12 protein-coding genes are annotated in these 11,754 nt (G+C 65.3%); 4 read left to right on the top strand and 8 right to left on the bottom strand.

The features are described from left to right. Window positions 1–87: 87 nt before the first annotated feature. A complete protein-coding gene (locus tag ACNFH5_RS15305) occupies window positions 88–462 on the bottom strand; it encodes a hypothetical protein (RefSeq protein ID WP_416747235.1) in 375 nt (124 codons plus the stop codon). A gap of 111 nt (window positions 463–573) precedes the next feature. Between ACNFH5_RS15305 and ACNFH5_RS15300 the strand changes: the two genes are divergently transcribed. Both ACNFH5_RS15300 and lysA read left to right on the top strand, forming a co-directional pair. Then, window positions 574–1,509, top strand: a complete 936-nt coding sequence (locus tag ACNFH5_RS15300) for a LysR family transcriptional regulator (protein ID WP_416747233.1) — start codon at window positions 574–576, stop codon at window positions 1,507–1,509. Between the two features lie 79 nt (window positions 1,510–1,588). Continuing rightward, window positions 1,589–2,833, top strand: a complete 1,245-nt coding sequence (gene lysA / locus ACNFH5_RS15295; protein WP_416747231.1) for a diaminopimelate decarboxylase — start codon at window positions 1,589–1,591, stop codon at window positions 2,831–2,833. A gap of 86 nt (window positions 2,834–2,919) precedes the next feature. On the opposite strand, the gene ACNFH5_RS15290 is transcribed toward lysA, so the two are convergent. After that, complete coding sequence (locus ACNFH5_RS15290) at window positions 2,920–3,369, bottom strand: Lrp/AsnC family transcriptional regulator (protein WP_416747229.1); 450 nt, start codon at window positions 3,367–3,369, stop codon at window positions 2,920–2,922. Window positions 3,370–3,584: 215 nt separating this feature from the next. On the opposite strand from ACNFH5_RS15290, the gene ACNFH5_RS15285 reads away from it, so the two are divergent. Next, complete coding sequence (locus tag ACNFH5_RS15285; RefSeq protein WP_416747227.1) at window positions 3,585–5,267, top strand: flavin monoamine oxidase family protein; 1,683 nt, start codon at window positions 3,585–3,587, stop codon at window positions 5,265–5,267. Window positions 5,268–5,359: 92 nt separating this feature from the next. Beyond that, window positions 5,360–6,145, top strand: coding sequence for a carbon-nitrogen hydrolase family protein (locus ACNFH5_RS15280; protein WP_416747226.1), 786 nt, complete (start codon window positions 5,360–5,362; stop codon window positions 6,143–6,145). Window positions 6,146–6,253: 108 nt separating this feature from the next. Here ACNFH5_RS15280 and ACNFH5_RS15275 read toward each other — a convergent pair whose 3' ends face one another. From ACNFH5_RS15275 to ACNFH5_RS15250, 6 genes are all read right to left on the bottom strand, one after another. Beyond that, window positions 6,254–6,526: a cytochrome c3 family protein gene (locus ACNFH5_RS15275; RefSeq protein WP_416747224.1), complete on the bottom strand. Its 273-nt coding sequence runs from the start codon at window positions 6,524–6,526 to the stop codon at window positions 6,254–6,256. A gap of 95 nt (window positions 6,527–6,621) precedes the next feature. Then, window positions 6,622–7,326, bottom strand: coding sequence for a ferric reductase-like transmembrane domain-containing protein (locus ACNFH5_RS15270; protein WP_416747222.1), 705 nt, complete (start codon window positions 7,324–7,326; stop codon window positions 6,622–6,624). A gap of 299 nt (window positions 7,327–7,625) precedes the next feature. After that, window positions 7,626–8,576 carry a PDR/VanB family oxidoreductase gene (locus tag ACNFH5_RS15265; protein WP_416747220.1) on the bottom strand — a complete coding sequence of 317 codons (951 nt, stop codon included), beginning with the start codon at window positions 8,574–8,576 and terminating at the stop codon, window positions 7,626–7,628. A gap of 639 nt (window positions 8,577–9,215) precedes the next feature. Beyond that, the gene (locus ACNFH5_RS15260; protein ID WP_416747218.1) at window positions 9,216–9,956 is read right to left on the bottom strand and encodes an SDR family NAD(P)-dependent oxidoreductase; all 741 of its coding nucleotides are present in this window, start codon (window positions 9,954–9,956) and stop codon (window positions 9,216–9,218) included. A 10-nt stretch (window positions 9,957–9,966) separates the two neighbouring features. Then, window positions 9,967–10,464: an aromatic-ring-hydroxylating dioxygenase subunit beta gene (locus ACNFH5_RS15255; RefSeq protein WP_416747217.1), complete on the bottom strand. Its 498-nt coding sequence runs from the start codon at window positions 10,462–10,464 to the stop codon at window positions 9,967–9,969. After that, entirely contained in the window at window positions 10,461–11,744 is a 1,284-nt protein-coding gene (locus ACNFH5_RS15250; protein WP_138216521.1) for an aromatic ring-hydroxylating oxygenase subunit alpha, read from the bottom strand. The genes ACNFH5_RS15255 and ACNFH5_RS15250 overlap by 4 nt, the downstream gene beginning before the upstream one ends. Window positions 11,745–11,754 lie beyond the last annotated feature (10 nt).

Genomic DNA, 11,754 nt, shown 5'->3' with positions numbered 1-11,754 from the left:
AGCAAGCTCGCTCCTACGAAAAGCGCTCGGTGCAAACCTGAGCCTGTCGGAGCGAGCTTGCTCGCGAACCCACCGTACAAAGCAAGTTCATCCACCCAGCAGGTAAAGGACCAGCTCAATCACCGACAACGAGAACAGGTACGGCCCGGTAAACCCCACCCAGACGAGCAGCGCAATGGGCGTATAGAGCAGCACCAGCAGCGTGCGGGCGCTACGGCTGCGGAGCATCAGCCAGAATATCTGCCCCAGTGCGAACAACGCACTGCACACAAGGGCGGGATCGAAGATGGCATGGAACCGGGCGTAGTCGCTCAGCGCCGCGAAACTGCTGCCCAATACCAGGAACATCGCCAGCGCCATTCCCGCGGCACCCAGCGCCAGGGCCAGTAGAGCCCCCACCAGTACCCGGCACGCCAGCCGGAAAAGTCCGGGTTCAACGGGCACGGATTGTTCGCATTCCATCAGCCTTGTCGCTCCTTTGCATAACCGCCTGACACTACACAACCCCGGCCGATTTGCGAAAGACCGCGCGGACGCCTTACGCTGCCGCCATTCCTTTCTGCGGCCCCGAGCATGATCACCCTCCGCCACATCGAAGTCTTCCGCGCGGTCATGACCACCGGCAGCGTCACCCGCGCGGCGGCGTTCCTGCATACCAGCCAGCCCACGGTCAGCCGCGAGCTGGCGAGGCTGGAGCAACTGGTCGGCTTCGAGTTGTTCCTGCGCGAGCGCGGGCGGCTGGCGCCGACGGCGCGGGCGTTGATGCTGTTCGAGGAGGTGGAGCGCTCCTTCACCGGCCTGGACCGCATCGTCGCCTTCGCCGGGAGCCTGGGGCAGTTCGCCGAGGGCAAGTTCTCCATCGGCTGCCTGCCGGCGCTGTCCCAGGCACTGCTGCCGGAAGCCTGCAAGCGCTTCAGCCGGGAGAATCCGGCGATCAGCCTGGAAGTGGCGGCGCTGGAATCACCGCATCTGGAAGAGGCGCTCAGCGCCCAGCACCACGATATCGGCCTGATCGAAAACGACGACGCCCCGCGCGGCACCGAACTGCAGCCACTGCTGGCGGTGGACGAGGTGTGCATCCTCCCGGACGGCCATCCGCTGCTGGCCCGCGAGCACCTGGAAGCGGCGGACTTCGCCGGGCAGCCCTTTGTCAGCCTGGCCACCAGCGACCGCTATCGGCACCTGATCGACGCGGTATTCCTCGGCGCCGGCGTGCAGCGGCAGATGCAGGTGGAAACCCACAGCGCCGTCTCGGTGTGCAGCATGGTCCGCGCCGGCCTGGGCCTGGCCGTGGTCAACCCGATCACCGCGCTGATGTTCCAGGGCCAGGGCATCCAGCTGCGGCCGCTGGCCTTCTCACTGCCGTTCCAGGTGAGCGTGGCTAAACCCCTTTACCGCCCCGCTACACCACTGCGCGAGCGCTTCGTGGTGGCTCTTCAGGCCGAAGCTGGCGTACTGGTGCAGCGCCTGCGCGAAGCCAGCGTCGGCTGCACCCTATATCAAAATTGAATTGACCAGATAACAAGCGGCATTATTCAGTCATGCAAAGGGCCGGTAGACTAGCGCCATCTACCTTCGGAGCCCATTCATGACTTACCTCGCCCTGCCCCGCGCCGAACAGCTCGCCCTGCAATTCGGCACCCCGCTGTGGATCTACGACGCAGCCACCATCCGCGGCCAGATCGAGAGCCTGAAGAGCTTCGACATCATCCGCTTCGCCCAGAAGGCCTGCTCCAACCTGCACATCCTGCGCCTGATGCGCGAACAGGGCGTGAAGGTCGACGCCGTTTCCCAGGGCGAACTGCTGCGTGCCCTGGCTGCCGGTTACTCGTGCCGCAACGACGAATCCGAGATTGTATTCACCGCCGACCTGCTGGACCGCACCACCCTGGAAACCGTGGTCGAGCACGGCATCCCGGTGAACGCCGGCTCGATCGACATGCTCCGCCAGTTGGGCGAAGTCGCCCCTGGACACCCGGTGTGGCTGCGCATCAACCCCGGCTTCGGCCACGGCCACAGCAACAAGACCAACACCGGCGGCGAGCACTCCAAGCACGGCATCTGGCACAGCGACCTGCGTGCCGCACTGGACGTGATCCGCGAGCGCGGCCTGCGCCTGGTCGGCCTGCACATGCACATCGGTTCGGGCGTCGACTACGGCCACCTGGCCCAGGTCGGCGAAGCCATGCTCGGCCTGGTACAACAGGTGAAGGATGCCGGCCACGACATCTCCGGCATCTCCGCCGGCGGCGGCCTGTCCATCCCCTACCGCGCCGGCGACCCGGAAGTGGACACCGCGCACTACTTCCAGCTGTGGGACAAGGCGCGCAAGGCCGCCGAGGCCGTGGTCGGCCACTCGCTGCACCTGGAGATCGAACCGGGCCGCTACCTGGTCGCCCAGTCCGGCTGCCTGCTCAGCGAAGTGCGCGCCACCAAGGACGCCGGCCGCAACCACTTCGTACTGGTGGACGCCGGCTTCAACGAGCTGATGCGCCCGTCCATGTACGGCAGCTACCACGGCATCCGCGTACTGGCCGGCGACGTGGCCAGCCGCGAGGTGATCGATACCGTGGTGGCCGGCCCGCTGTGCGAGTCCGGTGACGTGTTCACCCAGGGCGACGGCGGCGTGGTCATCCCCCGCGCCCTGCCGCGTGCCCAGGTCGGCGACCTGCTGCTGATCGAAGACACTGGCGCGTATGGCGCGTCCATGTCGTCGAACTACAACAGCCGCCCGCTGATCGCCGAAGTGCTGCTCGAAGGCGCCGAAGCCAAGCTGATCCGCCGCCGCCAGCGCGTGGAAGAGCTGCTGGCGCTGGAAGAAGAGCTGGGCTGATCGCCGGCTACTCTTCGTCGCAAGAGACGCCGGCCCTGCCGGCGGAGGAGCGGGCAAGCTCCGCACCTACCCAGGCAACAACTCCCTCACCGATCGATACGCGTCGACAGAATGATCGACGACATCGTCCGCTCCACCCCATCCAGCGCGCCGATGCGATCCAGCACCGCATCCAGGTCGCGGATCGATAGCGCCTCGACGATCACGATCATGTCGAAGTTGCCGCTCACCGAATGCAGCGTCTTCACCTCGGCAATCTTCTCCAGCGCCTGTACCACCTGGTGCGACAGCTTGGGCAGCGCCGTCACAAGCACGTGGGCGCGCACCAGCGACTGCGCGTAGCTGTCCGACACCTTGATCGAATAGCCGCTGATGATCCCCTGCTGCTCCAGCCTTTCGATACGGCTCTGCACCGTGGAGCGCGACACCCCGAGCTTGCGCGCCAGCTCGGAGATCGACTCGCGGGCATTGGCACGCAACAGATTCAGCAAGGCCGCATCGGCTTTTTTCGTCATATTGCTCATGGTATTGGTCAATTTGCCTGAAAGCTCTAGCCAATCTTGCAGATTGCCAGGTTCATTTCAACGACGAGCTTTGCAATAGTGATTACCAAGGCGAGCCCACCAGCTCGCCATTTCTTTGCCCGCACGCCACTCATCGACTGGTTTCAGCGGGCGCTGCATTGCCTTGCCAAGCTGGTGATACAGGCCGGCGAGCCGCATAAGTCGAATAAGATTGAAGGGAGCCTTCCATGCACAAGAACCGCCACCCCCACACCCCCGGCAAGAAACCGGTGACCATCTTCGGCCCGGACTTCCCCTTCGCCTTCGACGACTGGATCGAGCACCCCGCCGGCCTGGGCAGCATCCCCGCCGAGAACCACGGCCAGGAAGTGGCCATCGTCGGCGCCGGCATTTCCGGGCTGGTGGCGGCCTACGAGCTGATGAAAATGGGCTTGAAGCCCGTGGTCTACGAAGCCTCGAAGATGGGCGGCCGCCTGCGTTCGGAAACCTTCGAAGGTGCCGACGGCATCATCGCCGAGCTGGGCGGCATGCGCTTCCCGGTATCCAGCACTGCCTTCTACCACTACGTCGACAAGCTCGGCCTTGAAACCAAGCCCTTCCCCAACCCGCTGACCCCGGCCTCGGGCAGCACCGTGGTCGACCTGGAAGGCACCAGCCACTACGCCGAGAAGATCGACGACCTGCCGGAAATCTTCCGTGAAGTGGCCCAGGCCTGGGCCGACGCGCTGGAGGACGGCGCGCGCTTCTCCGAGATCCAGGACGCCATCCGCGAGCGCGACACCGTCAAGCTCAAGGCCCTGTGGGACGAACTGGTGCCCAAGTGGGACGACCGCACCTTCTACGACTTCGTCGCATCCTCCAAGGCCTTCTCCCGGCTCTCCTTCCAGCACCGCGAAATCTTCGGACAGGTCGGCTTCGGTACTGGCGGCTGGGACTCGGACTTCCCCAACTCCATGCTGGAAATCTTCCGCGTTGTGATGACCAACTGCGACGACCACCAGCATCTGGTCGTGGGCGGCGTCGAGCAGGTACCGCGCGGCATCTGGAGCCACGTGCCGGAAAACTGCGCGCACTGGCCGGCCGGCACTTCTCTCGCCTCCTTGCACAACGGCGCGCCGCGTCCGGGCGTGAAGAAGATCGCCCGCGCCGCCGACGGCACCTTCGCCGTCACCGACTACTGGGGCGATACCCGCCACTATGCGGCCGTCCTGGCGACCTGCCAGACCTGGCTGCTGACCACCCAGATCGAATGCGAGGAAGCCCTGTTCTCGCAGAAGATGTGGATGGCCCTGGACCGCACCCGCTACATGCAGTCGTCGAAGACCTTCGTGATGGTCGACCGGCCGTTCTGGAAGGACAAGGACCCGCAGACCGGCCGCGACGTGATGAGCATGACCCTCACCGATCGCCTCACCCGCGGCACCTACCTGTTCGACAACGGCGACGACAAGCCGGGGGTGATCTGCCTGTCCTACTCCTGGATGAGCGACGCCATGAAGATGCTCCCGCACCCGGTGGAGAAACGCGTGCAGCTGGCCCTGGATGCCTTGAAGAAGGTCTACCCGAAGGTAGACATCGCCGGCCACATCATCGGCAACCCGATCACCGTGTCCTGGGAGGCCGACCCGCACTTCCTCGGCGCCTTCAAGGGCGCGCTGCCGGGCCACTACCGCTACAACCAGCGCATGTATGCGCACTTCATGCAGGACGACATGCCCGCCGAACAGCGTGGAATCTTCATCGCCGGCGACGATGTGTCCTGGACCCCGGCCTGGGTGGAAGGCGCGGTGCAGACCTCGCTCAACGCCGTGTGGGGCATCATGAAGCACTTCGGTGGCGCCACCCATCCGCAGAACCCTGGCCCGGGCGATCGCTTCGCCGAACTGGGCCCGATGGAACTGCCGGACTGATTCATTCCACTCATTGAAGAGCGGCTCGCGCGGGGCCGGGAACGGGTGCACACTGCCTGGTCCCGGCCCTGCGCATTTCGAAGGAGAACACCATGTACCTCGCCCTCTACCAGTGCCCACCCGGCCCCGAGGACGTCGCCGGCAACCTGCAGCGCCTGGAGCAGGCCGCGCAGCAGGCGGTGCAGAACGGCGCGGACCTGCTGGTCCTGCCCGAGATGTTCCTCTCCGGCTACAACATCGGCGCCAAGCGTGTCGCGGAGCTGGCGGAAAGCTGTGACGGCCCGTCGGCCCGGCGCATCGCCGAGATTGCCCGCCAGCACAAGCTCGGCATCCTCTACGGCTACCCCGAGCGCGACGGTGACGCCATCTTCAATAGCGTGCAGCTGATCGACCGCCAGGGCGAGCGCCGCGCCAACTACCGCAAGACCCACCTCTACGGCGATCTCGACCGCAGCCAGTTCAGCGCCTCCGACGAGCCGCCGACGATCTTCGAGCTGGACGGCTGGAAGGTCGGTCTGCTGATCTGCTTCGACGTCGAGTTCCCCGAAAACGTGCGCAGCCTGGCGATGGCTGGCGCCGACCTGGTGCTGGTGCCCACCGCCAACATGCGCCCCTACGAATTCGTCGCCCAGGTACTGGTGCCCACCCGCGCCTACGAGAACCAGGTGTTCCTCGCCTATGCCAACTATGTCGGCAGCGAAGGCGAGATCGAGTACTGCGGGCTGAGCAGCATCGTCGCTCCGGATGGCCAGGTACTGACCAAGGCCAAGCACAGCGAGGAGCTACTGGTAGCCGAACTGGACCCGCAGCGCATCGCCCTGGCGCGCGAGGGGTACAGCTATGTGCACCTGCGGCGGCCGGTGCTCTATCGCAGCTGAAAAAAGCCCGGCACTCCGCCGGGCTTTGTTTTTTGTAGGAGCGAGCTTGCTCGCGAACAGTTTTGCCCGCAGCTTCGGCATCAGGCGGGTTCGCGAGCAAGCTCGCTCCTACAGGTTCGGCATTTCCCTAGTATTGCGGTGGCACGCCTGGCAGCTGCGCACCGGCCCGCTGGCATGGAAAGCCTGCAAGCGTTCGAGATGGCAGCTCTGGCAGAGCTGATGGAAATCCGCCTCGATACGCACGGCCAGCGCCGGGCTCTGCTTGTGGCAGAGAATGCAGGTGCGGTTGCCGGAAACCGAAGGCGACTGGTCCTTGTAGTCGTGGTGGCAGGTGATGCAGTTCACCGAAGCGTGCGGCTCATGAGGGAACACCAGCGGCATCAAAGGTCGCCTGCGTTGCCAATGATCGTGGACAAACCACGCCCCTGCCGACAGCGCGACGATCGCCGCAACGGAAAGGCCAATCCAGGCGCGCCTCACAGCGGCAGCTCCAGGTTCGCCAGCAGGCTGTAGAGGGCCGACAACCCGATGACCACGCCACTGGCCACCAGCGCGAGCCAGGTCGCGCGCTGCGCCGTATTTCGTTTGCGCCCATTGATGCCATTGGCTGGTTTAGGCAAGCGCGGCCACACAGCCACTGCCAGCATCAACGCCCCCAGCAGTATGCCCTTCCATACGCCCCCGCTGTAGTAACCCGCGCCGAGTATGTGCACGGCCATTAGCAACAGGGCAAAAAGACTGCCGCCGTAATGCCAGCGGCGGAACGAAGCCGCACCACTGCTCCAGCGTGAGCGCACACGACTCAAACTGGAAGCCGCCAGCACCAGCATCAAGACCGCCGAAGCCAGCCCGGCCAGCATATAGCCGGGCGCGGACGGCAGCAGGTCCTCGATCAGCAGCGGCTCATCGATCAGCAGTACAACGATGTGCACCAGCAGCAGCGCGACGGCGGCAAAACCCAGGTCGCGGTGCAGGCGCAGGAAAAACTTGCCTTCATACAACGGACGCGGCTGCGGCCGGCCGCCGATGACGAACAGCAGCCCCAGCAGGCAGGCACCGAGCAGCCCGGCAGCGTTGGCGAAATCCCAGGCATAGCCGAGCCCCGGCATTGCGCCGAGCCCGAGCAGAATGGCGATCGGTAGCAGACAGCCGAGCGCCAGGCGCGCGATCAGCGCAGGCATGGGGGACTCCAGCGAGGGACTATCGCCGGAGGCTAGCAGCTGCCGGCGGCGTGCGAGTGTCGCTGCCTGCCAGACGAATTGCCCGCTGTGCCACCGCGCACCGCCCTGATTTTGTAGGAGCGAGCTTGCTCGCGAACGGAGTATCCCCATAGCACCCGCATCAAGCGGGTTCGCGAGCAAGCTCGCTCCTACATGATCCATGTCCGTAGGATGGGTGGAGCTTGCGATACCCATGCTGCTGGCGCGCAGATTGGTGGTTATCGCTTCGCTCCACACCATCATACGCAGAGCGATCTGCGTTACAGGTCGAGCACCAACCGCGCCGACTTCGCCCGCGAAACGCAGGCGCAGATCTGCTTGTTGGACGCCTTTTCCTTGTTCGACAGGCAGTTGTCGCGGTGCTCCGGCTCGCCCTCCAGCACTTCGACGATGCAGGTGCCACAGATGCCTTCGCGGCACTCGGTGTCGATGTCGCAGCCGTGGGCCTGCAACACGTCCACCAGCGTCGAGTCCGCCGGTACGTGAAGCACCACGCCGGAGCTGGCCAGCTCCACGTCGAAGGAACCGGCCGGCGCCGCGTTGGCGGCCGGATCGGCCTGGAAGTGCTCCAGATGGATGGCGTCTTCCGGGCGGCTGCGCGCGGCGATCTCCACCACCTTGTTCATGAACGGTGCCGGGCCGCAGGTGTAGACGTGGGCCTGCTTCGGTGCGCGTTCCAGGCACTCGCCCAGCACGCGGTCGAGGTCGGCAGGTTCGACACCGTAGTGCAGCTCCACCTTGCCGGCGAACGCCTCGCTGGCCAGCAGCTCGACGAAGGCCGCGTGCTCGGCGGAACGGGCAAAATAGTGCAGGCGATAGGGCTCGCCCTTGGCGTTCAGGCGGTAGGCCATGCTCAGCAGCGGCGTGACGCCGATACCGGCGGCGAACAGCACGTGCTCGCGGGCTTCCTCTGCCAGGCGGAACAGGTTGCGCGGCGCGCCGATGTCCAGCTCCATGCCTTCGCGCACTTCGTGCAGCGCACTGGAGCCGCCACGGGAGGCGCCTTCCTTCTTGATCGCCACCAGGTAGGCGGCGCGATCGTCCGGCGGGCTGCACAGCGAATACTGGCGCGTCACCCCGGTGGGCCCGGTGACATCGACGTGGGCGCCCGGCTCGTAGGCGTCGAACGGCTGGCCATCACAACGTACGAGACGCAGGGAACGGATGTCCTGCGCTTCCTCGACGATTCTCTCGATTCTGACCTTCATCATGGCGTTACCTGCAAGGCGTTGAGTGCGGGCTCTGTGGCCCCTTACCGGCCTCTTTGTTACGAGCGGACGGGTTTTCGGTTTGATGTCGGAGCGAGCCGGGGCTCACTCCTGAAATATCGGAGCGGGCAGCTTTGCCCTCTCCCTAACCCTCTCCCTGAAGGGAGAGGGGACCGTTCGGCACAGGGTGAATCCACAACGTCAGCCGGTACGGACAGCTCCCTCCCCTGAAGGGAGAGGGGACCGTTCGGCACAGGGTGAATCCACAACGTCAGCCGGTACGGACAGCCCCCTCTCCCTTCAGGGAGAGGGGACCGTTCGGCACAGGGTGAATCCACAACGTCAGCCGGTACGGACAGCTCCCTCCCCCTTCAGGGAGAGGGGACCGTTCGGCACAGGATGAATCCACAACGTCAGCCGGTACGGACAGCTCCCTCTCCCTTCAGGGAGGGGGACCGTTCGGCACAGGGTGAATCCACAACGTCAGCCGGTACGGACAGCTCCCTCTCCCTTCAGGGAGAGGGGACCGTTCGGTACAGGATGAATCCACAACGTCAGCCGGTACGGACAGCTCCCTCTCCCTTCAGGGAGAGGGCTGGGGAGAGGGGCTCTCAAACACACCCCGTCCCCAAGGTTCAAATCTCAGCGCATGAACAACCCACCATTGATATCCCAGCAGGCGCCCGTCACCGACCCGGCGTTCTCCGCGCACAGCAGCAGCACGCTGTCAGCGATGAAAGTCGGGTCGCCCAGGCGGCCGGCGGGGATGGTCTTGAGGATCTGTTCCAGGCGCTCGGGCGCGACGCTCTCGTAGACCACCGGCAAGTCCAGCGGCCCCGGCGAGATCGCGTTGACGGTCACGCCCTGCGCCGAGAGTTCGCGGGCGAACACCTTGGTCAGGGTCGCCACGCCGCCCTTGGCCGCGGCGTAGTGGCCGCCGGTGGCGGTGCCGCCGTTCTGCCCGGCCAGCGAGGCGATGTTGACGATGCGACCGAAACCACGCGCCGCGAAGTGCATGCCGAACACCTGGCAGGCGACGAAGGTGCCGCGCAGGTTCACCGCCATGGAGGCATCGAAGTCCTCCGGGCTGATATCCATCAGCCCGGCCACCTTTGACATCCCGGCGTTGTTCACCAGGATGTCGGTGCCGCCCCAGCGCTCGGCAATCACATCGCGAGCGCGTTCGAAATCGGCTTTCTCCCGCGCATCCAGCTTCAAACCAAGGGCCGTGCGGCCCTCCGGGTCGAGCTCATCGGCCAGACGCTGCACTGCGTCCTCGTTCAGATCGGCCAGCGCCACGCGCAGGCCGGCAGCGTGCAGGCGGCGCGCGATGACATCGCCGAGGCCGCGTGCGGCGCCGGTTACCAGGGCAACTCGTTGCATGGCGCGGCCCTCAGAGCAGGAAGCCGAGCGCGTTGAGCGCGTCTTCGGCGTTGATCAGGCGGATCACCTTGCGCTCCAGGCGGGCTTGCCCGTCGGTGAAGCGGATACGGTGGTTCAGGTCGGCAATGAAAGGAGTCGCGACACCGCGCTTGTAGGCGTAGAGCACCTGCGCCGAGTTCACCTCGACCACATCGCCCGCCGCTTCCACCAGGCTGAAGCGCGAAACCGTGCGCACGGTCTTCGCCGCATCCACCGCCGACGGCGAATGGCCGCCGGTGAGGCGTTCGATGCGCAGCGCACGCATGCGCGCGTCATCGAAGACGTAGTTCAGGCGCGCGGCGAAGTCATCGCCCTCGCCGTCGATCGGCACCACATAGATACCGTCCTCGCTCCACAGCTGCGACCACTGCGCGTAATCCTTGCGGTCCAGCAGTTCGGCTTCGCGCCAGACGAATTCGATGGCCTTGGCCAGCGGGCCGGAGAAGCCGTTCAAGGTGTCGTTGCTCATTGGCTCATCATCCTTTTCCACATCTGGTACGCCTCGCGCATGCCGCCTTCGTCGGTGGCGTGGGAGACCTTGTCACCGTTCTCGGCGACCACTTCGCGGTTCAGGCCGCGGTTGACCAGGATCGGTGCGTCGACGCCGGCGTAGGAGCCACGCTGCACGCGGTCCCAGGCTTCGGCATCGTCCGGGCTGCCGAAGCCGAACGGACCCTGGAAGTGCTCGTGGATACGCATGCGCTCGCGGTTGGCGATTTCCGGGCCGCCGTCCATGCCCAGGGCGACGTGGCGAATCTCGGTCTCGGTGACGGAGATCGGCCGCAGCACGCGGAAGAACGACATGGACATGGCCACGTTGGGGAACAGGTTGAGGTTGAAGCCGGCACCATGCAGCGAGCGGACGATGCGGCGCACCTGCTCCGGTGGCATGGTTTTCGACAATTCCTCGGTGACGTGGGCAAAGCGCTCCTGGAGCTGCTCGGTGCCGTCGTCGTGGTCGAGGTCGACGTGCTCGGGAACCATCACCATCACGCTGTGGCCGTTGCCCAGGGCGTGGGTGACCGCCTGCTCGTCGCTCATGAACGAGAGCATCTCTTCGGTCTCTTCATCCACCGAGGACATGAACGACTTGTGCACGATGGGGAAGTGGTAGCCGTCGGTGGTATTTTCCAGCTGGATCTTCCAGTTGCCGCGGAAGGTGAACTTGTGTTCGCCCTGGGTCTTGATCGGGTAGCCGGCGCCCTGCTTCATGAACAGGTCCATCCAGTGCTTCGCCCCGCCGAGGAAGTCTTCCAGCGGCTCGATCTCGTCGTTGTAGGTGGCGAACACCATGCCGGCGTAGCTTTCCACGCGCAGGCTGGTCAGCGGCAGCTCGGACTTGTCGAGGATGTCCTCGTAGCCGTCCGGATACGGCAGCGCACGCAGCTTGCCGTCCAGGGCGTAGGACCAGCTGTGGTACGGGCAGGTGAAGCCGGTGGCGTTGCCCTTGTGCTTCTCGCAGACGGTGGCGCCACGGTGGCGGCAACGGTTTTCCAGGACGTTGATGTTGCCCTTCTTGTCGCGCACCACGATCACCGGGCGGCGACCGACGCTGGTGGTCTTGAAGTCACCGGCGTTGCGCACTTCGCTTTCGTGGGCGACCCACACCCAGGTGCGGTAGAAGATCTTGTCCATCTCCGCTTCGAACAGCTGCGGGTCGTTGTACAGCGAAACATCGACGCGGTCGTCGCCGACCAGCTCTTCGACGCTGCGCGACCGGGCGATCAGCCGGTATTCGTGAGCGCTCATGCCCATCTCC

The sequence above is a fragment of the Pseudomonas sp. NY15435 genome, from assembly GCF_048068295.1.
Taxonomy (GTDB): Bacteria; Pseudomonadota; Gammaproteobacteria; order Pseudomonadales; family Pseudomonadaceae; genus Pseudomonas.
The sequence above is the reverse complement of the archived record's forward strand: the minus strand, read 5'-3'. Positions and strand labels throughout refer to the sequence as shown.